The organism is Escherichia sp. WS1118, assembly GCF_046487695.1.
Taxonomy (GTDB): Bacteria; Pseudomonadota; Gammaproteobacteria; order Enterobacterales; family Enterobacteriaceae; genus Escherichia; species Escherichia coli.
Window position 1 is genome coordinate 35,519 of record NZ_JBJQIZ010000007.1, and the last position, 22,319, is coordinate 57,837.

Genomic DNA, 22,319 nt, shown 5'->3' on the forward strand with positions numbered 1-22,319 from the left:
TGAAATTAAGATTACAGCTGATGATAACCAGAAAGGAAACGCGCGAACTTGCTCAAAGACAGCTCGATATCATCGACACGCGGTAGCGTGACAATGCGGAAGTGATCCGGCCACGGCCAGTTGAATGCCGTCCCTTGCACCAACAGGACTTTTTCCTGCAACAGGAAATCCAGCACCATTTTCTGATCGTCGTGAATGTTAAAGCGTTTGGCGTCGATTTTCGGGAACATATACAGCGCACCACGAGGTTTCACGCAGGAAACGCCCGGAATATCATTGATCAATTCCCACGCGCGGTTACGCTGCTCATAAAGACGACCGCCAGGGGTAATAAATTCACTGATGCTCTGATAACCACCCAGTGCGGTCTGAATGGCGTGTTGCGCAGGAACGTTAGCACACAGGCGCATTGAAGCCAGCATTTCCAGACCTTCGATGTAACCTTTGGCGTGTTTTTTCGGCCCGTTCAACACCATCCACCCCTGACGGAAGCCTGCAACGCGGTACGTTTTCGACAGTCCGTTAAAGGTAATGGTCAGCAGGTCAGGTGCCAGCGGCGCAATGGAGTGATGCTCAGCGTCGTCGTAGAGAATTTTGTCATAAATTTCATCGGCGAAGATAATGAGATTATGCTGACGTGCAATCTCCACAATCTCCATTAAAAGCTCTTTGGAATATACCGCGCCGGTTGGGTTATTTGGGTTGATAATAACGATCCCACGCGTACGAGGCGTAATTTTAGCGCGAATATCATCGAGGTCTGGGAACCAGTCAGAGGATTCATCGCAAAGATAATGCACCGCTTTACCGCTGGAGAGCGAAACCGCTGCGGTCCATAGTGGGTAATCAGGTGCAGGAACCAACATTTCGTCCCCGCTGTTCAGCAATGCCTGCATTGCCTGAACGATAAGCTCCGATACACCATTGCCGATGTAAATATCTTCCACGGTAACATCACGCATGCCACGAGCCTGGTAGTGCTGCATGATGGCTTTACGCGCGGAGTAAAGACCTTTGGAATCGCAATACCCTTGAGCGGTAGGCAGGTTGCGTATCACGTCAACGAGAATTTCATCTGGCGCGTCAAAACCGAACGGGGCAGGGTTGCCGATGTTCAGTTTCAGTACCTTGTTACCTTCTTCTTCCAGGCGTTTTGCTTCTTTCAGCACCGGACCACGGATGTCATAACAGACATTCTCTAATTTGCTGGATTTTTCAATGGGGGACATGAATCTTGACCTTTTTTGCTGTTATCGCCACTCCCTGCCGTGGAAGTCAGCTTAGAACAATGTACTCCCCCAGGACGGTGTTTTGAAGGTCTGCAGAATAAGATTTTGCCAGAGGGGAAGGCTCGATTGTGCTGTTAATAACTTAATAATGGCAAAATAATGAGGTGCATATGCTTAATAAGTAATGTTATGTAGTGAATTGTTCTGATTCTTAATTGTAAGTGTGGTTTTTTTATCTGTAAGATAATTGTGTGAAAATGCCTCGTTTAAGAATTCACTACTGAATCGCGATGATGATATTTCCGCATTACGGAGAGTTTAACAGCGTGATGATTTCCGAGGTGTCACAATGGGGGCAAGGCGTGAAACTATTGTTAAGCGGAATTAATGAATGGGGATGATGCTAATTAATTATTATTTAATATTCAAAAAGGTTTTGTTGTGCTTATTAATAATAGAAGATTACTTTGCCTAACATAACATAACTTTGCATCAGATAATTCGCAATGACCCTTATAAATAAAAGGTTTTTGGGGTAAAATGCTTGCATAAATGACGGATCCCTGCTCTTGATGCCGCCTCACCATTGCTGTTTGTACGTGTTCGCGTATGACCAGCGATGCTGTACGAGAGTGGAACAAGGACTCACATTTACATTTATACAAACACGCGCATGTCATAAATAGAAAAGAGTGAGTAACTTAATAGATATGCGATCCCTGAAGATATATTCTGTGATCTACTTCAGGCATTATAACGGAACAATGTGAGTCACTTTTTTAGTGCAACTCATATGCATTTTTACTTTCGTCCGGGTTCCGGATGAAACTGCCAGGGAGGCACATTACAAATGGAATTGCTTGTTTGTGTGTGCACAGCATTAACCAGCTCAGTATGAGCCGCCAGTAAGTGATAATATATGATAAGTGCAAATCGTCCGATAATTAACCTCGACCTCGATCTGCTGAGAACATTTGTTGCTGTTGCCGATCTGAACACTTTTGCTGCCGCAGCTGCCGCTGTGTGTCGTACTCAGTCCGCCGTAAGTCAGCAAATGCAGCGTCTGGAACAACTCGTTGGGAAAGAACTGTTCGCTCGTCACGGTCGCAACAAACTGTTAACTGAACATGGCATTCAACTTCTTGGTTACGCCAGGAAAATCCTGCGTTTTAATGATGAGGCCTGCTCATCATTAATGTTCAGTAATCTTCAGGGCGTGTTAACTATCGGTGCTTCAGATGAATCTGCCGATACGATCTTACCTTTCCTGTTAAATCGCGTGAGTTCGGTTTATCCGAAACTAGCGCTGGATGTCCGCGTTAAACGTAATGCCTACATGGCAGAAATGCTGGAATCCCAGGAAGTGGATTTGATGGTAACCACCCATCGTCCTTCTACCTTTAAGGCATTGAACCTGCGTACCTCGCCAACACACTGGTACTGCGCAGCGGAATACGTATTGCAAAAAGGTGAGCCGATCCCTCTTGTGTTGCTGGATGATCCAAGTCCGTTTCGCGATATGGTGCTGGCGACGCTTAATAAAGCAGATATTCCCTGGCGACTGGCTTATGTCGCATCGACGCTTCCGGCCGTTCGTGCGGCAGTGAAAGCCGGTCTTGGCGTGACGGCAAGGCCGGTCGAGATGATGAGTCCGGACCTGCGTGTGCTGAGTGGAGTAGATGGCTTACCGCCGCTACCTGATACCGAATATTTGCTGTGTTATGACCCGTCCAGTAATAATGAGCTGGCCCAGGTGATCTATCAGGCGATGGAGAGCTACCATAATCCGTGGCAATACAGCCCAATGTCTGCTCCGGAAGGAGATGACTCATTGTTGATTGAAAGGGATATCGAGTAATCGACGGACGATAGATAATTCCTGAGACAATAGTGTAAAAACGAACCGCTGGGTTTATTTTAAACCCCAGCGGCTTTTTTTTAGTAAAAAGCCTTCCTCGTATCGTGCAGAACGTACAAAACTGTTCATTTTTCAATCACCAGAGATACACGCCCCGTACGCACAAATAATCACCTGAAAAAAATCTCCTGCTACAATAATGTTAAAAAATACGTGAATTTGTTGCTGCATTTTTGTTATAGAATGACAAAAGCGTGTCACAGATCAAGAAAATACTCTCTTTTGGGGGGAGGAATCGACACAAATTCCTGTCAAAATAGACCCGTATTTTTTCCATTGCTTCACAACGGACACGATTCAACAACATCTAATTTTCCTGGAGTCGTCAATGATCTGGGGAGAAAGGGCGCCAAATGCAAATGTTGTTGTCATTGTGTAAATCAGTGTGAAGAAACCTTTGTTAAAGTTGACAAAAGGTTATAGAAAGGAGTAAAAGACCACATCAATTAGCTGTATAAAATAGTTTCTGCAGTTATTGTAAGGTTTTTTTTATTCCTCCCCATGAATCGATGTGGCGTCCATCTGCCGTAAAGAGCAGAGAATCAGGCGCTACTTTTGATGAGTAAGCAATGAGTATGTCAACATCCACTGAAGTCATCGCTCATCACTGGGCATTCGCTATCTTTCTTATCGTTGCCATTGGCCTGTGTTGCCTGATGCTGGTAGGCGGTTGGTTTTTAGGCGGTCGCGCACGCGCGAGGTCAAAAAACGTTCCGTTTGAATCCGGTATCGACTCGGTCGGCTCCGCCCGCTTACGCCTGTCCGCCAAGTTTTATCTGGTGGCCATGTTCTTCGTTATCTTCGACGTTGAAGCGCTGTATCTGTTCGCATGGTCAACCTCTATCCGCGAAAGCGGCTGGGTAGGCTTTGTGGAAGCTGCAATTTTTATTTTTGTGTTACTGGCAGGTCTGGTTTATCTGGTGCGTATTGGCGCGCTGGACTGGACGCCCGCGCGTTCACGCCGCGAGCGTATGAACCCGGAAACGAACAGTATCGCTAATCGTCAACGCTAACCGCGAGGCATTAAGATGGATTATACGCTCACCCGCATAGATCCCAACGGTGAGAATGACCGTTACCCCCTGCAAAAGCAGGAGATCGTAACCGACCCTCTGGAGCAAGAAGTTAACAAAAACGTGTTTATGGGCAAGCTCAATGACATGGTTAACTGGGGTCGTAAAAACTCAATTTGGCCGTATAACTTCGGTCTTTCCTGCTGTTACGTTGAGATGGTGACTTCGTTTACCGCGGTGCATGACGTGGCGCGTTTTGGCGCTGAAGTATTGCGTGCTTCGCCGCGTCAGGCTGACCTGATGGTGGTTGCAGGAACCTGCTTTACCAAAATGGCACCGGTTATTCAGCGTTTGTATGACCAGATGCTGGAACCAAAATGGGTTATCTCAATGGGTGCCTGTGCCAACTCCGGCGGTATGTACGATATTTATTCCGTTGTGCAGGGCGTTGATAAATTCATCCCGGTTGATGTGTATATCCCGGGCTGTCCGCCGCGTCCTGAAGCGTACATGCAGGCACTGATGCTGTTGCAGGAATCTATCGGTAAAGAACGTCGTCCGCTCTCCTGGGTGGTTGGCGATCAGGGCGTTTATCGCGCCAATATGCAATCAGAGCGCGAACGCAAGCGCGGTGAACGCATTGCCGTTACCAACCTGCGTACACCTGACGAGATTTAATTTGCGCCTGTCGGCAAAGGGAATTTTCTTCGCTTATTCCTAAATCTATTTCGCGAAGCTTACTGCGCCGACAGTCACCACGGACCATTTGCAATGGTGAACAATATGACCGACTTAACCGCGCAAGAACCCGCCTGGCAGACCCGCGATCATCTTGATGATCCGGTGATTGGCGAACTGCGCAACCGTTTTGGGCCGGATGCCTTTACTGTTCAGGCGACTCGCACCGGGGTTCCCGTTGTGTGGATCAAGCGTGAACAATTACTGGAAGTGGGCGATTTCTTAAAGAAACTGCCGAAACCTTACGTCATGCTGTTTGACTTACACGGCATGGACGAACGTCTGCGCACACACCGCGAAGGGTTACCTGCCGCGGATTTTTCCGTTTTCTACCATCTGATTTCTATCGATCGTAACCGCGACATCATGCTGAAGGTGGCGCTGGCAGAAAACGACCTGCACGTACCGACCTTTACCAAATTATTCCCGAACGCTAACTGGTATGAGCGTGAAACCTGGGATCTATTTGGCATTACATTCGACGGTCACCCGAACCTGCGCCGCATCATGATGCCGCAAACCTGGAAAGGTCACCCGCTGCGTAAAGATTACCCGGCGCGCGCTACCGAATTCTCGCCGTTTGAGCTGACCAAAGCCAAACAGGATCTGGAGATGGAAGCCCTGACCTTCAAACCGGAAGAGTGGGGGATGAAGCGCGGCACCGAAAATGAGGACTTCATGTTCCTCAACCTCGGTCCGAACCACCCGTCTGCGCACGGTGCTTTCCGTATCGTTTTGCAGCTTGATGGCGAAGAGATTGTCGACTGCGTACCAGACATCGGTTACCACCACCGTGGCGCAGAGAAAATGGGCGAACGCCAGTCTTGGCACAGCTACATTCCGTATACCGACCGTATCGAATACCTCGGCGGCTGCGTTAACGAAATGCCTTATGTGCTGGCGGTAGAGAAACTGGCTGGGATCACCGTGCCGGATCGCGTTAACGTCATTCGCGTAATGCTCTCCGAACTGTTTCGCATCAACAGTCACCTGCTGTATATCTCCACCTTTATTCAGGACGTCGGCGCGATGACGCCAGTGTTCTTCGCCTTTACCGATCGTCAGAAAATTTACGATCTGGTGGAAGCAATCACTGGTTTCCGTATGCACCCGGCGTGGTTCCGTATTGGCGGCGTAGCGCACGACCTGCCGCGCGGCTGGGATCGCCTGCTGCGTGAGTTCCTCGACTGGATGCCGAAACGTCTGGCGTCTTACGAGAAAGCGGCGCTGCAAAACACCATTCTGAAAGGTCGTTCCCAGGGCGTTGCCGCTTACGGCGCGAAAGAGGCGCTGGAGTGGGGCACCACCGGCGCGGGTCTGCGTGCCACCGGGATCGACTTCGACGTGCGTAAGGCGCGTCCTTATTCTGGCTATGAAAACTTCGACTTCGAAATTCCGGTGGGCGGTGGTGTTTCTGACTGCTACACCCGCGTAATGCTGAAAGTAGAAGAGTTGCGCCAGAGTCTGCGCATTCTTGAGCAGTGCCTCAACAACATGCCGGAAGGCCCGTTCAAAGCGGATCACCCGCTGACCACGCCGCCGCCGAAAGAGCGCACGCTGCAACATATCGAAACCCTGATCACCCACTTCCTGCAAGTGTCGTGGGGTCCGGTGATGCCTGCCAATGAATCCTTCCAGATGGTTGAGGCGACCAAGGGGATCAACAGTTACTACCTGACCAGCGACGGTAGCACCATGAGTTATCGCACCCGTATCCGTACGCCGAGTTATGCGCATTTGCAGCAAATTCCGGCGGCGATCCGCGGCAGCCTGGTGTCTGACCTGATTGTTTATCTGGGCAGTATCGATTTTGTTATGTCAGATGTGGACCGCTAATTATGCACGAGAATCAACAACCACAAACCGAGGCTTTTGAGCTGAGTGCGGCAGAGCGTGAAGCGATTGAGCACGAGATGCACCACTACGAAGACCCGCGTGCGGCGTCCATTGAAGCGCTGAAAATCGTTCAGAAGCAGCGTGGCTGGGTGCCGGATGGCGCGATCCACGCGATCGCCGATGTGCTGGGTATTCCGGCGAGCGACGTCGAAGGCGTGGCAACGTTTTATAGCCAGATCTTCCGTCAGCCAGTAGGCCGCCATGTGATCCGTTATTGCGACAGCGTGGTCTGTCATATCAACGGTTACCAGGGTATTCAGGCGGCGCTGGAGAAAAAACTGAACATCAAACCAGGGCAAACGACATTTGATGGCCGCTTTACGCTGCTGCCAACTTGCTGCCTGGGGAACTGTGATAAAGGGCCAAACATGATGATCGATGAGGACACTCACGCGCATCTGACCCCGGAAGCGATCCCTGAACTGCTGGAGCGGTATAAATGAAAAACATTATCCGTACTCCCGAAACGCATCCGCTGACCTGGCGTCTGCGCGATGACAAACAGCCAGTGTGGCTGGACGAATATCGCAGCAAAAACGGTTACGAAGGCGCGCGCAAGGCGCTGACCGGGCTGTCTCCGGACGAAATCGTTAATCAGGTAAAAGACTCTGGTCTGAAAGGGCGCGGCGGTGCGGGCTTTTCGACTGGTCTGAAGTGGAGCCTGATGCCGAAAGACGAATCCATGAATATCCGTTACCTACTGTGTAACGCCGATGAAATGGAGCCGGGCACCTATAAAGACCGTCTGCTGATGGAGCAACTGCCGCACCTGCTGGTGGAAGGCATGCTCATCTCCGCGTTTGCGCTGAAAGCTTACCGTGGCTATATCTTCCTGCGCGGCGAATATATCGAAGCGGCAGTGAATCTACGCCGTGCCATTGCCGAAGCCACCGAAGCGGGTCTGCTTGGCAAAAACATTATGGGAACAGGTTTTGATTTCGAACTGTTCGTCCATACCGGGGCAGGGCGCTACATCTGCGGTGAAGAAACAGCGTTAATCAACTCCCTGGAAGGGCGTCGCGCTAACCCACGCTCGAAACCGCCCTTCCCGGCAACCTCCGGTGCATGGGGTAAACCAACCTGCGTTAACAACGTCGAAACCCTGTGTAACGTTCCGGCGATCCTCGCTAACGGCGTGGAGTGGTATCAGAACATCTCGAAAAGTAAAGATGCTGGCACCAAGCTGATGGGCTTCTCTGGTCGGGTGAAAAATCCGGGTCTGTGGGAACTGCCGTTCGGCACCACCGCACGCGAGATCCTCGAAGACTACGCCGGTGGTATGCGTGATGGTCTGAAATTCAAAGCCTGGCAGCCAGGCGGCGCGGGGACTGACTTTCTGACCGAAGCGCACCTTGACCTGCCGATGGAATTCGAAAGTATCGGTAAAGCGGGAAGCCGTCTGGGTACGGCGCTGGCGATGGCGGTTGACCACGAGATCAACATGGTGTCGCTGGTGCGTAACCTGGAAGAGTTTTTCGCCCGTGAGTCCTGCGGCTGGTGTACGCCATGCCGCGACGGTCTGCCGTGGAGCGTGAAAATTCTGCGTGCGCTGGAGCGTGGCGAAGGCCAGCCGGGCGATATCGAAACACTTGAGCAACTGTGTCGATTCTTAGGCCCGGGTAAAACTTTCTGTGCCCACGCACCTGGTGCAGTGGAGCCGTTACAGAGCGCCATCAAATATTTCCGCGAAGAATTTGAGGCGGGAATCAAACAGCCGTTCAGCAATACCCATTTGATTAATGGGATTCAGCCAAACCTGCTGAAAGAGCGCTGGTAACCGAATTTCGATTAACGCTCAGTCTCTGACTGAGAAAACTGGAAGCATGCTAATGGCTACAATTCATGTAGACGGCAAAGAATACGAGGTCAACGGAGCGGACAACCTGCTGGAAGCTTGTCTGTCTCTGGGCCTTGATATTCCTTACTTTTGCTGGCATCCGGCGCTGGGAAGCGTCGGTGCTTGCCGCCAGTGTGCGGTGAAGCAATATCAAAACGCGGAAGACACGCGTGGTCGCCTGGTGATGTCCTGTATGACACCGGCTTCCGATGGCACCTTTATTTCCATTGACGACGAAGAAGCGAAACAGTTCCGTGAAAGTGTGGTCGAGTGGTTGATGACCAACCACCCGCACGACTGTCCGGTATGTGAAGAGGGCGGTAACTGCCATCTTCAGGATATGACTGTGATGACCGGACACAGCTTCCGTCGCTACCGTTTCACTAAACGTACCCACCGTAATCAGGATTTGGGGCCATTCATCTCTCACGAAATGAACCGCTGCATCGCCTGCTACCGCTGTGTGCGTTACTACAAAGATTACGCTGACGGTACGGACCTGGGCGTTTACGGTGCGCACGACAACGTCTACTTCGGTCGCCCGGAAGACGGCACGCTGGAAAGCGAATTTTCCGGTAACCTGGTCGAAATTTGCCCGACCGGCGTATTCACCGACAAAACGCACTCCGAGCGTTACAACCGTAAATGGGATATGCAGTTTGCGCCGAGCATCTGCCAGCAATGTTCCATCGGCTGTAACATCAGCCCCGGCGAGCGTTATGGCGAACTGCGTCGTATCGAAAACCGTTACAACGGTACGGTAAACCACTACTTCCTCTGCGACCGTGGTCGTTTCGGTTACGGTTACGTCAACCTGAAAGATCGTCCGCGTCAGCCAGTACAGCGTCGTGGCGATGATTTCATTACCCTCAACGCCGAACAGGCAATGCAGGGTGCAGCAGATATTCTGCGTCAGTCGAAGAAAGTGATCGGTATTGGTTCTCCGCGTGCCAGCGTGGAAAGCAACTTTGCGCTGCGTGAGCTGGTGGGCGAAGAAAACTTCTATACCGGTATCGCTCACGGTGAGCAGGAACGTCTGCAACTGGCGCTGAAAGTTCTGCGTGAAGGCGGCATTTATACTCCGGCTCTGCGCGAAATCGAATCTTACGATGCGGTACTGGTGCTGGGCGAAGACGTTACCCAGACCGGCGCGCGCGTCGCGCTGGCAGTGCGTCAGGCGGTGAAAGGTAAAGCGCGCGAAATGGCGGCAGCACAGAAAGTGGCTGACTGGCAGATTGCGGCAATCCTCAACATTGGTCAACGTGCGAAGCATCCGCTGTTTGTTACCAACGTTGATGACACCCGTCTGGATGATATCGCGGCGTGGACTTACCGCGCACCGGTTGAAGATCAGGCGCGTTTAGGTTTTGCCATCGCCCATGCGCTGGACAACTCCGCACCGGCAGTTGACGGCATAGAGCCTGAGCTGCAAAGCAAAATCGACGTCATCGTGCAGGCACTGGCTGGTGCGAAGAAACCGTTGATTATCTCCGGGACGAACGCTGGTAGCGCTGAAGTGATTCAGGCTGCGGCTAACGTGGCGAAAGCCCTGAAAGGTCGCGGCGCTGACGTCGGTATCACCATGATTGCCCGTTCCGTCAACAGCATGGGGCTGGGCATTATGGGCGGTGGATCGCTTGAAGAAGCGTTAACCGAACTGGAAACCGGACGCGCCGACGCGGTGGTGGTGCTGGAAAACGATCTGCATCGTCACGCTTCCGCTACCCGCGTGAATGCTGCGCTGGCTAAAGCGCCGCTGGTGATGGTGGTTGACCATCAACGCACAGCGATTATGGAAAACGCTCATCTGGTACTTTCCGCCGCCAGCTTTGCTGAAAGCGACGGTACGGTGATCAACAACGAAGGCCGCGCCCAACGTTTCTTCCAGGTTTACGATCCGGCTTATTACGACAGCCAAACTGTCATGCTGGAAAGCTGGCGCTGGCTGCACTCGCTGCATAGCACCCTGCTGAGCCGTGAAGTGGACTGGACGCAGCTCGACCACGTGATTGACGCTGTTGTGGCGAAAATCCCGGAACTGGCAGGTATCAAAGATGCTGCGCCGGATGCGACATTCCGTATTCGTGGGCAGAAACTGGCCCGTGAACCGCATCGCTATAGCGGTCGTACCGCCATGCGCGCCAATATCAGCGTTCATGAGCCGCGTCAGCCGCAGGATATTGACACCATGTTCACCTTCTCGATGGAAGGTAACAACCAGCCGACCGCGCACCGTTCGCAAGTGCCGTTTGCCTGGGCGCCAGGCTGGAACTCCCCGCAGGCGTGGAACAAATTCCAGGACGAAGTGGGCGGCAAACTGCGCTTTGGCGATCCGGGCGTGCGTCTGTTTGAAACCAGCGAAAATGGTCTGGATTACTTCACCAGCGTACCGGCACGCTTCCAGCCGCAGGACGGGAAATGGCGTATCGCGCCGTATTACCACCTGTTTGGCAGCGATGAATTGTCACAGCGTGCTCCGGTCTTCCAGAGCCGTATGCCGCAGCCGTACATCAAACTCAACCCAGCGGATGCCGCGAAGTTGGGTGTGAACGCAGGTACACGCGTTTCCTTTAGTTACGATGGCAACACGGTCACGCTGCCGGTTGAAATCGCCGAAGGGCTAACAGCAGGGCAGGTGGGCTTGCCGATGGGTATGTCCGGCATTGCTCCGGTGCTGGCTGGCGCGCATCTTGAGGATCTCAAGGAGGCACAACAATGAGTTGGATATCACCGGAACTGATTGAGATCCTGCTGACCGTCCTTAAAGCGGTGGTGATCCTGCTGGTGGTAGTCACCTGTGGGGCATTCATGAGCTTTGGCGAACGTCGCCTGCTGGGTCTGTTCCAGAACCGTTATGGACCTAACCGTGTTGGCTGGGGCGGTTCGCTCCAGCTGGTTGCGGACATGATCAAAATGTTCTTTAAAGAAGACTGGATCCCGAAATTCTCGGATCGCGTCATCTTTACCCTGGCACCGATGATTGCCTTTACCTCGCTGCTGCTGGCCTTTGCAATTGTGCCAGTCAGTCCGGGTTGGGTGGTTGCCGACCTGAACATCGGGATTTTGTTCTTCCTGATGATGGCAGGTCTGGCGGTTTACGCGGTGCTGTTTGCGGGCTGGTCAAGTAACAACAAATACTCGCTGCTGGGTGCGATGCGTGCTTCTGCGCAGACCCTGAGCTACGAAGTGTTCCTCGGGCTTTCCCTGATGGGCGTGGTGGCGCAGGCCGGTTCATTCAACATGACCGACATCGTCAACAGCCAGGCGCATGTGTGGAACGTCATCCCGCAATTCTTTGGTTTTATTACCTTTGCCATCGCGGGCGTGGCGGTGTGTCACCGTCACCCGTTTGACCAGCCGGAAGCCGAGCAGGAACTGGCGGATGGTTACCACATTGAATATTCCGGTATGAAGTTCGGTCTGTTCTTCGTGGGCGAATACATCGGGATTGTGACCATCTCTGCACTGATGGTGACGCTGTTCTTCGGTGGCTGGCAAGGCCCGTTGTTACCGCCATTCATCTGGTTCGCGCTGAAAACCGCGTTCTTTATGATGATGTTCATTTTGATTCGTGCGTCGTTACCGCGTCCGCGTTATGACCAGGTAATGTCCTTCGGCTGGAAAATCTGCCTGCCGCTGACGCTGATCAACTTGCTGGTAACGGCGGCTGTCATTCTCTGGCAGGCGCAATAAGGGGCAATAAGACCATGACCTTAAAAGAATTGTTAGTAGGTTTCGGTACCCAGGTTCGTAGTATCTGGATGATCGGCCTGCACGCGTTCGCCAAACGCGAAACGCGAATGTACCCGGAAGAGCCGGTCTATCTGCCGCCCCGTTATCGTGGTCGTATCGTTCTGACCCGCGATCCGGACGGCGAAGAGCGTTGCGTAGCCTGTAACCTCTGCGCGGTAGCCTGCCCGGTCGGCTGTATCTCGCTGCAAAAAGCAGAAACCAAAGACGGTCGCTGGTATCCGGAATTTTTCCGCATCAACTTCTCACGCTGCATTTTCTGTGGTCTGTGCGAAGAAGCCTGTCCGACCACGGCGATTCAGTTAACCCCGGATTTCGAAATGGGGGAATACAAGCGCCAGGATCTGGTTTACGAGAAAGAGGATCTGCTGATCTCCGGTCCGGGCAAATACCCGGAATATAACTTCTACCGGATGGCAGGTATGGCAATCGACGGCAAAGATAAGGGCGAAGCAGAGAACGAAGCCAAGCCTATCGACGTCAAGAGCCTGTTACCGTAAGGAGAGGGGCAATGGAGTTCGCTTTTTATATCTGTGGCCTGATAGCCATACTTGCGACCTTGCGAGTGATCACCCATACCAATCCGGTACACGCGCTGCTGTACCTGATTATTTCGCTGCTGGCGATCTCTGGGGTGTTCTTCTCACTGGGCGCTTACTTCGCCGGTGCGCTGGAAATTATCGTCTATGCGGGTGCCATTATGGTGCTGTTCGTGTTCGTGGTGATGATGCTCAACCTGGGCGGTTCAGAAATCGAACAGGAACGCCAGTGGCTGAAACCGCAGGTGTGGATTGGTCCGGCAATTTTGTCAGCCATCATGCTGGTGGTGATTGTTTACGCCATTCTCGGTGTTAACGATCAAGGTATCGACGGTACGCCAATCAGTGCTAAAGCAGTGGGTATTACGCTGTTCGGGCCTTACGTACTGGCGGTGGAACTGGCTTCTATGCTGCTGCTCGCGGGTCTGGTTGTGGCCTTCCACGTCGGTCGTGAAGAGCGTGCGGGTGAAGTGCTGAGCAATCGTAAAGACGACAGCGCGAAAAGAAAAACGGAGGAGCACGCATGATCCCCTTACAACATGGACTGATCCTCGCGGCAATCTTATTCGTTCTTGGCTTAACCGGTCTGGTTATCCGTCGCAATCTGCTGTTTATGCTGATTGGTCTGGAAATCATGATTAACGCCTCCGCGCTGGCCTTTGTGGTCGCCGGAAGCTACTGGGGCCAGACCGACGGTCAGGTGATGTACATTCTCGCCATCAGCCTCGCGGCGGCGGAAGCGAGTATCGGCCTTGCGCTGCTGCTGCAACTTCACCGTCGTCGCCAGAACCTGAACATCGATTCAGTAAGTGAGATGCGCGGATGAACATGCTTGCCTTAACCATTATTTTGCCATTGATTGGCTTCGTCCTGCTGGCGTTCTCCCGTGGGCGCTGGTCTGAAAACGTCTCGGCGATCGTCGGCGTTGGCTCTGTGGGCCTGGCGGCGCTGGTAACTGCCTTTATCGGCGTTGACTTCTTCGCTAACGGTGAGCAGGCATACAGCCAGCCGCTGTGGACGTGGATGTCGGTAGGCGACTTTAACATCGGTTTTAACCTGGTGCTGGACGGCCTGTCGCTGACCATGCTCTCGGTGGTCACTGGTGTGGGTTTCCTTATTCACATGTACGCCTCCTGGTATATGCGCGGTGAAGAGGGCTACTCTCGCTTCTTCGCTTACACCAACCTGTTCATCGCCAGCATGGTAGTTCTGGTGCTTGCCGACAACCTGCTGCTGATGTACCTCGGCTGGGAAGGCGTGGGCCTGTGCTCCTATCTGCTGATCGGTTTCTATTACACCGATCCGAAGAATGGCGCAGCGGCAATGAAAGCGTTCGTCGTGACCCGTGTGGGTGACGTCTTCCTCGCTTTCGCGCTGTTCATTCTTTACAACGAACTGGGCACCCTGAACTTCCGCGAAATGGTGGAACTGGCACCAGTGCACTTTGCTGACGGCAATAACATGCTGATGTGGGCGACGCTGATGCTGCTGGGCGGTGCGGTCGGTAAATCTGCTCAGTTGCCGTTGCAGACATGGCTTGCCGACGCAATGGCGGGCCCGACGCCTGTCTCCGCGCTGATCCACGCTGCAACAATGGTAACCGCGGGTGTCTACCTGATCGCCCGTACCCACGGCCTGTTCCTGATGACGCCGGAAGTTCTGCATCTGGTGGGCATTGTTGGGGCGGTTACGCTGCTGCTGGCCGGTTTTGCGGCGCTGGTACAGACCGACATCAAACGTGTTCTCGCTTACTCTACCATGAGCCAGATTGGCTACATGTTCCTCGCGCTTGGCGTGCAGGCATGGGATGCGGCGATTTTCCACTTGATGACCCACGCGTTCTTTAAAGCGCTGCTGTTCCTGGCATCCGGTTCCGTCATTCTGGCCTGCCATCACGAACAGAACATCTTTAAGATGGGTGGTCTGCGTAAATCTATTCCGCTGGTTTATCTCTGCTTCCTGGTGGGCGGCGCAGCACTGTCGGCACTGCCGCTGGTCACTGCGGGCTTCTTCAGTAAGGATGAGATCCTCGCGGGTGCGATGGCGAATGGACATATCAATCTGATGGTGGCAGGTCTGGTCGGTGCATTTATGACCTCGCTTTACACCTTCCGTATGATTTTCATCGTCTTCCACGGAAAAGAACAAATTCACGCTCACGCCGTGAAAGGGGTAACTCACAGCCTGCCGCTGATTGTGCTGCTGATCCTTTCCACCTTCGTTGGCGCACTGATTGTACCGCCGCTGCAGGGCGTGCTTCCGCAAACGACGGAGCTGGCGCACGGCAGCATGTTGACCCTGGAAATTACCTCTGGCGTGGTCGCGGTGGTCGGCATTCTGCTGGCTGCCTGGCTATGGCTGGGTAAACGTACTCTGGTGACCTCCATCGCCAACAGTGCGCCGGGCCGTCTGCTGGGTACCTGGTGGTACAACGCCTGGGGCTTTGACTGGCTGTACGACAAAGTGTTCGTCAAGCCGTTCCTGGGTATTGCCTGGTTGCTGAAACGCGATCCGCTGAACTCAATGATGAACATCCCGGCTGTCCTTTCCCGCTTTGCAGGTAAAGGTCTGCTGTTAAGCGAGAACGGTTATCTGCGCTGGTATGTGGCATCCATGAGCATCGGTGCGGTCGTGGTGCTGGCACTGTTGATGGTACTGCGTTGAGTTAAGGATTGTGGGATTGCCCCTGGGCATATAAGAACGTAGGTCGGATAAGCCGTCTTCGCGGCGCATCCGACACTACCCCCAGTCCGAAGAGAATTTTCTGTCGTGAGAATTCGTTGAAAATCCGGTCCTGACGGGACTTTTACAAGGAATAAAGATCGCCATGTTACTACCCTGGCTAATATTAATTCCCTTTATCGGCGGCTTCCTGTGCTGGCAGACCGAACGCTTTGGCGTCAAGGTGCCGCGCTGGATCGCGCTGGTAACCATGGGATTGACGCTGGCGCTGTCGCTGCAACTGTGGTTGCAGGGCGGTTATTCACTGACGCAATCCGCCGGAATTCCGCAGTGGCAGTCTGAATTCGACATGCCGTGGATCCCGCGTTTTGGTATCTCTATTCATCTCGCCATTGACGGTCTGTCGTTGCTGATGGTCGTGCTGACCGGTCTGCTCGGTGTGCTGGCGGTACTCTGTTCGTGGAAAGAGATCGAAAAATATCAGGGCTTCTTCCACCTCAACCTGATGTGGATCCTGGGCGGCGTTATCGGCGTGTTCCTTGCCATCGACATGTTCCTGTTCTTCTTCTTCTGGGAAATGATGCTGGTGCCGATGTACTTCCTGATCGCACTGTGGGGGCATAAAGCCTCTGACGGTAAAACGCGTATCACGGCGGCAACCAAGTTCTTCATTTACACCCAGGCGAGTGGTCTGGTGATGTTGATCGCCATCCTGGCGCTGGTTTTCGTTCACTACAATGCGACCGGCGTCTGGACCTTCAACTATGAAGAGCTGCTGAATACGCCGATGTCTAACGGCGTGGAATACCTGTTGATGCTGGGCTTCTTCATCGCCTTCGCAGTGAAAATGCCGGTGGTTCCGCTGCATGGCTGGTTACCGGATGCGCACTCCCAGGCACCGACCGCCGGTTCCGTTGACCTCGCGGGGATCTTGCTGAAAACCGCCGCTTACGGTCTGTTGCGTTTCTCCTTGCCGCTGTTCCCGAACGCGTCGGCAGAGTTTGCGCCAATCGCCATGTGGCTGGGTGTTATCGGCATCTTCTATGGTGCGTGGATGGCCTTCGCCCAGACCGATATCAAACGTCTGATCGCTTACACCTCGGTTTCCCACATGGGCTTCGTGCTGATTGCTATCTACACCGGCAGCCAGTTGGCCTACCAGGGCGCGGTAATCCAGATGATTGCGCACGGCTTGTCGGCGGCGGGTCTGTTTATTCTTTGTGGTCAGCTTTATGAACGTATTCACACCCGCGACATGCGCATGATGGGCGGTCTGTGGAGCAAGATGAAATGGCTGCCAGCACTGTCGCTGTTCTTTGCGGTGGCAACGCTTGGGATGCCTGGCACCGGTAACTTCGTCGGCGAATTTATGATTCTGTTCGGCAGCTTCCAGGTTGTCCCGGTGATTACCGTTATCTCTACCTTTGGGCTGGTCTTTGCTTCTGTTTATTCGCTGGCGATGCTGCATCGCGCTTATTTCGGTAAAGCGAAAAGCCAGATTGCCAGCCAGGAACTGCCAGGGATGTCGCTGCGTGAGCTGTTTATGATCCTGTTGCTGGTGGTGCTGCTGGTACTGCTGGGCTTCTATCCGCAGCCGATTCTGGATACCTCGCACTCCGCGATTGGCAATATCCAGCAGTGGTTTGTTAATTCCGTTACTACTACAAGGCCGTAAATCGCCATGACAATAACTCCACAAAACCTGATCGCACTGCTACCGTTGCTGATCGTCGGCTTGACGGTGGTGGTTGTGATGCTCTCCATTGCGTGGCGACGCAATCATTTCCTCAACGCTACGCTCTCGGTTATTGGGCTTAACGCGGCGCTGGTTTCGCTCTGGTTTGTCGGCCAGGCGGGCGCTATGGACGTTACGCCGCTGATGCGCGTTGATGGTTTCGCCATGCTTTACACCGGGCTGGTATTGTTGGCGAGCCTCGCCACCTGTACTTTCGCCTACCCGTGGCTTGAAGGCTATAACGACAACAAGGACGAGTTCTACCTGTTGGTGTTAATTGCCGCGCTGGGCGGGATCCTGCTGGCGAATGCCAACCATCTGGCGTCTCTGTTCCTCGGTATCGAACTGATCTCTTTGCCGCTGTTTGGCCTGGTCGGTTACGCTTTCCGCCAGAAACGTTCGCTGGAAGCCAGTATCAAATACACCATCCTTTCTGCCGCAGCGTCTTCTTTCCTGCTGTTCGGTATGGCGCTGGTGTATGCGCAGTCTGGCGACCTGTCGTTTGTCGCACTGGGTAAAAACCTCGGCGACGGTATGCTCAACGAGCCGCTGTTGCTGGCAGGTTTTGGCCTGATGATTGTTGGCCTCGGTTTCAAACTCTCTCTGGTGCCGTTCCACCTGTGGACGCCAGACGTATACCAGGGCGCGCCTGCGCCGGTTTCCACTTTCCTGGCGACGGCGAGCAAAATCGCTATCTTCGGCGTGGTGATGCGTTTGTTCCTTTACGCACCGGTGGGTGACAGTGAAGCGATTCGCGTAGTGCTGGCGATTATCGCCTTTGCCTCCATCATCTTCGGTAACCTGATGGCGTTGAGCCAGACCAATATCAAACGTCTGCTCGGTTACTCATCTATCTCTCACCTCGGCTATCTGCTGGTGGCGCTGATTGCGCTGCAAACCGGCGAGATGTCGATGGAAGCGGTAGGGGTTTACCTGGTCGGTTATCTGTTCAGCAGCCTCGGCGCGTTCGGCGTGGTCAGCCTGATGTCCAGCCCGTATCGTGGCCCGGATGCTGATTCCCTGTTCTCTTACCGCGGTCTGTTCTGGCATCGTCCGATCCTCGCGGCAGTGATGACGGTGATGATGCTTTCACTGGCTGGTATCCCAATGACGCTGGGCTTTATCGGTAAGTTCTACGTGCTGGCGGTCGGTGTCCAGGCACACTTGTGGTGGCTGGTGGGTGCCGTGGTTGTTGGTTCGGCAATCGGCCTTTACTACTACCTGCGCGTGGCGGTGAGCTTATACCTGCACGCTCCGGAACAACCGGGTCGCGATGCACCATCAAACTGGCAGTACAGCGCAGGCGGTATCGTGGTGCTGATCTCTGCACTGTTGGTACTGGTGCTGGGTGTATGGCCACAACCGCTGATTAGCATTGTGCGGTTAGCAATGCCGCTGATGTAAACAGTCAGTTTGTAAGTCAGAAAGCCGCCGACATGTTCGGCGGTTTTTTTGGGTGCCCTGACACCATCACCCAACAATAACCGTCAGCGCATGATTCCCTTGTCGCAGCATACGTCGATACGCGCTAATCAGCTTTTCCATATCAAGCATGATCGAAGCAAAGAGTTGCCCCTCTAACTCTTCTGAAAAGGTTACTCCCGGATAAATCTCCATTTCATTGAGTCGCTTAATGGAAAACTGTTTACGCAGCTCACTTCGATCCAGTGATTCCAGTCGGTCGATTGTCGCGGCTAACTCCTGATTCCAGGTCAATCCCAGGAAGCCATCTATGCCATCTTCTAGGCTGTGTTCACCAAGCACGGCGCGACTCAGCGGGTCATTCTTCGCGGGATCAAAAGCAGAGGTGCCTGTCAGCCCAAAGTGTAAAAAATCCCAGCGTTTATCAATATCCAGTCGGCGTAATCCTGAAAGCGTGTCATGTATATTATCCATCAAAGGTTTTTTAGTAGACTCAAGCAGTTGGTTAATCTTTTCTGAGTCAATTTCTGCAAAATAGCCAATCATTCCCATTTATTTTTCCTCCGTTGAATTTCATGTTTCGCATCTTAAAACAGACGAAAGAAAATAAAATGCGCATGTTGCTTTTTCTGGATCCGCCTCGAGAAATTTTTATTATTTACTGTTGTATAACAAGGTTGTAACTCCATCCACTACCTGAGCCATTTTCTGATAATTTAATCTGTCTGCGATATCACCGGGCAAGTGGTATTGTTTATTACGATAAAAAGCGGTGTCAGTAATCATTACGGCGGGAATATCGTGTTGCCAATAATTAAGGTGATCAGAGAAATCAATACCGGGAATAAAACCTGGGGCATTCATAGAATAAACAGATAAATCCCGGGATGACAACAATGCCGCTTTTACCTGACGAACGGCGTTGATATCCTGCATTCTGCCGACCACGGCAATAAAGTCTCCCCGATCGGGATAAAGCCAGGACATTGCCGGGGATGGGTAATCCTGGCTACCAGGCGTTGAGTCGTAATAACCAATCATCTCCAGCGCTATCATTAATTTCACTGGACGCTCAAGCGAAGCTGCATGTACCGCGCTCCCCATTTCATCGCTACGAAAGAAGGGCGGTTCTTCCGACGCATAGGCGACCAGTTGGACGCCAATCCCTGGAGTCTGCTGCTGTAACAAACGTGCCAGTTCGAGTAATCCTGCCACGCCGCTGGCGTTATCATCCGCGCCCGGCGTATAGGTCAATTGATCGTTTTCATAACTACTGACAGAGTCATAGTGCGCACCAATAATAATCAGCGGTCCATCGGCAGGACCATAATTAGCAACAATGTTTTTGTAGGGGCCACCCGTAATGGGGACATCCTGCGCGGTAACTCTGGCACCGTTACTGATAAAGACCTCTTTTATATACTCTGCGGACCTATTCAGATTATCAATATTGTCGGCGCTACGTGGATGCACTGTTTGTGTAAGATAACGAACTGTTTTTTCTAATTGCTCAGGACTTGCGTGTCGGGGCGTTGGCGGTAATGCATTCACCCAGGGTTGGTAAAAAATAATCAGAGGGAGTGAAAACAGAAATAATATAATAAAAGCAAAATTTATTTTTTTTCATATGCAAATTATTAATGGGTTGCGTTGTCGAATCATTATTTGTTATGAATTTCGAGATTGTATTTTATTAAGATTAGCAGGATTATACAAAGAGTATATTTTATGTATGGGCCCTGAGTTTATTTAAAAGGATTTTATATGCGAAATAAAAATATAATCATGTTACTTATAAGTAGTTTGATTTTGTCAGGATGTGGGCCGGAACCTGAGGATAAGGAAAGTCAGCAACAACAACCCAGTACCCCCTCAGACCAACAAGTGCTTGTCGCGCAACAAGCTGCAATAAAAGAGGTAGAGCAAAGCGCCGCCGCCGCTAAAGCTGCTGCAGACGCGAAAACCTTAGCCCAGCAAGAAGTGCAACAATATTCAGACAAACAGACTTTGCAGGGGAGATTGCAGGAAGCGCCAACATTTGCACGAGCGGCTAAAGCAAACGCTACACATATCGCAAATCCAGGAACCGCTCGCTACCAGCAGTTCGATGATAATCCGGTTAAGCAGGTAGCGCAAAACCCACTCGTGACGTTTAGCCTTGACGTCGATACCGGCAGTTATGCGAATGTGCGGCGTTTCCTTAATCAAGGGCTGTTACCTCCGCCAGACGCTGTGCGGGTGGAGGAGATAGTCAATTATTTCCCGTCTGACTGGGATATCAAAGACAAACAATCTATTCCGGCCTCTAAGCCAATACCTTTCGCTATGCGCTACGAATTGGCACCTGCACCCTGGAATGAACAGCGAACATTGCTGAAAGTTGATATCCTGGCGAAAGATCGCAAAAGTGAAGAGTTACCCGCTTCTAATCTGGTCTTTCTTATCGACACGTCTGGTTCAATGATTTCTGATGAACGTTTGCCACTTATCCAGTCTTCGTTGAAATTATTGGTCAAAGAACTTCGTGAGCAGGATAACATTGCCATCGTGACCTACGCTGGCGACTCTCGTATTGCGTTGCCTTCTATCTCCGGTAGTCACAAGGCGGAAATTAATGCTGCAATTGATTCGCTGGATGCAGAAGGCAGTACCAATGGCGGTGCCGGGCTGGAGATGGCTTATCAGCAGGCAGCGAAGGGGTTTATTAAAGGTGGTATCAATCGCATTTTATTGGCCACTGACGGTGACTTTAACGTTGGCATTGACGATCCAAAATCGATTGAATCAATGGTCAAAAAACAGCGTGAGTCCGGTGTTACTCTGTCGACGCTTGGCGTGGGGGATAGCAATTATAACGAGGCAATGATGGTAAGAATTGCCGATGTTGGTAACGGCAACTATAGCTACATTGATACCCTCTCAGAGGCGCAGAAAGTGTTGAACAGTGAAATGCGGCAGACGTTGATTACCGTAGCAAAAGATGTCAAAGCGCAAATTGAGTTTAACCCCGCGTGGGTAACGGAATACCGTCAGATAGGTTATGAAAAGCGCCAACTTAGGGCAGAGGATTTTAATAACGACAACGTTGATGCGGGTGATATTGGCGCAGGTAAACATATAACATTTTTATTTGAATTAACGCTGAAAGGGCAAAAAGCATCAATTGATAAGTTACGCTATGCCCCGGATAACAAATCAGCGAAATCGGACAAAACAAAAGAACTTGCCTGGTTAAAGATTCGTTGGAAATCCCCACAGGGAAAAGAAAGTCAGTTAGTTGAATTCCCGTTGGCATTCGCAATAAAGGCACCTTCAGAAGATATGCGTTTTCGCGCAGCAGTGGCTGCATATGGGCAAAAGTTACGCGGTTCTGAATACCTGAATAATACCTCCTGGCAGCAGATCAAACAGTGGGCTCAGAAGGCAAAAGGGGAAGATCCACAGGGTTACAGAGCGGAATTTATTCGCCTGATTGGACTGGCGAAAGATCTGGACAATTCACAAAACTAAAAATGATAATTCTGTTTGCCTGATATCGACATCAAACGTATCCGGCAAAC

General features: G+C 52.0%; 18 protein-coding genes. 15 read left to right on the forward strand and 3 right to left on the reverse strand.

What is annotated here, in order from left to right; translation table 11 throughout:
* Positions 1-11 precede the first annotated feature (11 nt).
* Complete coding sequence (gene alaA / locus ACJHYO_RS13425; protein WP_000074527.1) at positions 12-1,229, reverse strand: alanine transaminase AlaA; 1,218 nt, start codon at positions 1,227-1,229, stop codon at positions 12-14.
* 919 nt (positions 1,230-2,148) lie between these two features.
* Here alaA and lrhA point away from each other — a divergent pair.
* From lrhA to nuoN, 14 genes are all read left to right on the forward strand, one after another.
* Complete coding sequence (lrhA, locus tag ACJHYO_RS13430; protein ID WP_000622290.1) at positions 2,149-3,087, forward strand: transcriptional regulator LrhA; 939 nt, start codon at positions 2,149-2,151, stop codon at positions 3,085-3,087.
* A 629-nt stretch (positions 3,088-3,716) separates the two neighbouring features.
* Positions 3,717-4,160 carry an NADH-quinone oxidoreductase subunit NuoA gene (gene nuoA / locus ACJHYO_RS13435; RefSeq protein WP_000062997.1) on the forward strand — a complete coding sequence of 148 codons (444 nt, stop codon included), beginning with the start codon at positions 3,717-3,719 and terminating at the stop codon, positions 4,158-4,160.
* Between the two features lie 15 nt (positions 4,161-4,175).
* Positions 4,176-4,838, forward strand: a complete 663-nt coding sequence (gene nuoB, locus ACJHYO_RS13440) for an NADH-quinone oxidoreductase subunit NuoB (protein WP_000386733.1) — start codon at positions 4,176-4,178, stop codon at positions 4,836-4,838.
* 93 nt (positions 4,839-4,931) lie between these two features.
* Positions 4,932-6,734, forward strand: coding sequence for an NADH-quinone oxidoreductase subunit C/D (nuoC, locus tag ACJHYO_RS13445; protein WP_000247881.1), 1,803 nt, complete (start codon positions 4,932-4,934; stop codon positions 6,732-6,734).
* 2 nt (positions 6,735-6,736) lie between these two features.
* Positions 6,737-7,237 carry an NADH-quinone oxidoreductase subunit NuoE gene (gene nuoE / locus ACJHYO_RS13450; RefSeq protein ID WP_000545042.1) on the forward strand — a complete coding sequence of 167 codons (501 nt, stop codon included), beginning with the start codon at positions 6,737-6,739 and terminating at the stop codon, positions 7,235-7,237.
* Complete coding sequence (nuoF, locus tag ACJHYO_RS13455; RefSeq protein WP_000789507.1) at positions 7,234-8,571, forward strand: NADH-quinone oxidoreductase subunit NuoF; 1,338 nt, start codon at positions 7,234-7,236, stop codon at positions 8,569-8,571. The genes nuoE and nuoF overlap by 4 nt, the downstream gene beginning before the upstream one ends.
* 52 nt (positions 8,572-8,623) lie before the next feature.
* Positions 8,624-11,350, forward strand: coding sequence for an NADH-quinone oxidoreductase subunit NuoG (gene nuoG, locus ACJHYO_RS13460; RefSeq protein WP_001442004.1), 2,727 nt, complete (start codon positions 8,624-8,626; stop codon positions 11,348-11,350).
* A complete protein-coding gene (gene nuoH / locus ACJHYO_RS13465; RefSeq protein WP_000118512.1) occupies positions 11,347-12,324 on the forward strand; it encodes an NADH-quinone oxidoreductase subunit NuoH in 978 nt (325 codons plus the stop codon). The genes nuoG and nuoH overlap by 4 nt, the downstream gene beginning before the upstream one ends.
* A gap of 14 nt (positions 12,325-12,338) precedes the next feature.
* A complete protein-coding gene (gene nuoI, locus ACJHYO_RS13470) occupies positions 12,339-12,881 on the forward strand; it encodes an NADH-quinone oxidoreductase subunit NuoI (protein ID WP_000172749.1) in 543 nt (180 codons plus the stop codon).
* 11 nt (positions 12,882-12,892) lie between these two features.
* Complete coding sequence (gene nuoJ, locus ACJHYO_RS13475; protein WP_000393511.1) at positions 12,893-13,447, forward strand: NADH-quinone oxidoreductase subunit J; 555 nt, start codon at positions 12,893-12,895, stop codon at positions 13,445-13,447.
* The gene (gene nuoK / locus ACJHYO_RS13480; protein ID WP_000612644.1) at positions 13,444-13,746 is read left to right on the forward strand and encodes an NADH-quinone oxidoreductase subunit NuoK; all 303 of its coding nucleotides are present in this window, start codon (positions 13,444-13,446) and stop codon (positions 13,744-13,746) included. The genes nuoJ and nuoK overlap by 4 nt, the downstream gene beginning before the upstream one ends.
* Positions 13,743-15,584, forward strand: a complete 1,842-nt coding sequence (gene nuoL, locus ACJHYO_RS13485; protein ID WP_410232487.1) for an NADH-quinone oxidoreductase subunit L — start codon at positions 13,743-13,745, stop codon at positions 15,582-15,584. The genes nuoK and nuoL overlap by 4 nt, the downstream gene beginning before the upstream one ends.
* Before the next feature lie 163 nt (positions 15,585-15,747).
* The gene (gene nuoM, locus ACJHYO_RS13490) at positions 15,748-17,277 is read left to right on the forward strand and encodes an NADH-quinone oxidoreductase subunit M (protein WP_000926460.1); all 1,530 of its coding nucleotides are present in this window, start codon (positions 15,748-15,750) and stop codon (positions 17,275-17,277) included.
* Positions 17,278-17,283: 6 nt separating this feature from the next.
* Positions 17,284-18,741: an NADH-quinone oxidoreductase subunit NuoN gene (gene nuoN / locus ACJHYO_RS13495; RefSeq protein ID WP_000156712.1), complete on the forward strand. Its 1,458-nt coding sequence runs from the start codon at positions 17,284-17,286 to the stop codon at positions 18,739-18,741.
* 66 nt (positions 18,742-18,807) lie between these two features.
* On the opposite strand, the gene ACJHYO_RS13500 is transcribed toward nuoN, so the two are convergent.
* Both ACJHYO_RS13500 and ACJHYO_RS13505 read right to left on the reverse strand, forming a co-directional pair.
* Entirely contained in the window at positions 18,808-19,311 is a 504-nt protein-coding gene (locus ACJHYO_RS13500; RefSeq protein WP_000525373.1) for a YfbM family protein, read from the reverse strand.
* Between the two features lie 102 nt (positions 19,312-19,413).
* Complete coding sequence (locus tag ACJHYO_RS13505; RefSeq protein ID WP_032147670.1) at positions 19,414-20,376, reverse strand: M28 family metallopeptidase; 963 nt, start codon at positions 20,374-20,376, stop codon at positions 19,414-19,416.
* 147 nt (positions 20,377-20,523) lie between these two features.
* On the opposite strand from ACJHYO_RS13505, the gene ACJHYO_RS13510 reads away from it, so the two are divergent.
* Positions 20,524-22,269 (forward strand): vWA domain-containing protein, encoded by a 1,746-nt coding sequence (locus ACJHYO_RS13510; protein WP_085455453.1) that lies wholly within the window; start codon positions 20,524-20,526, stop codon positions 22,267-22,269.
* Positions 22,270-22,319 lie beyond the last annotated feature (50 nt).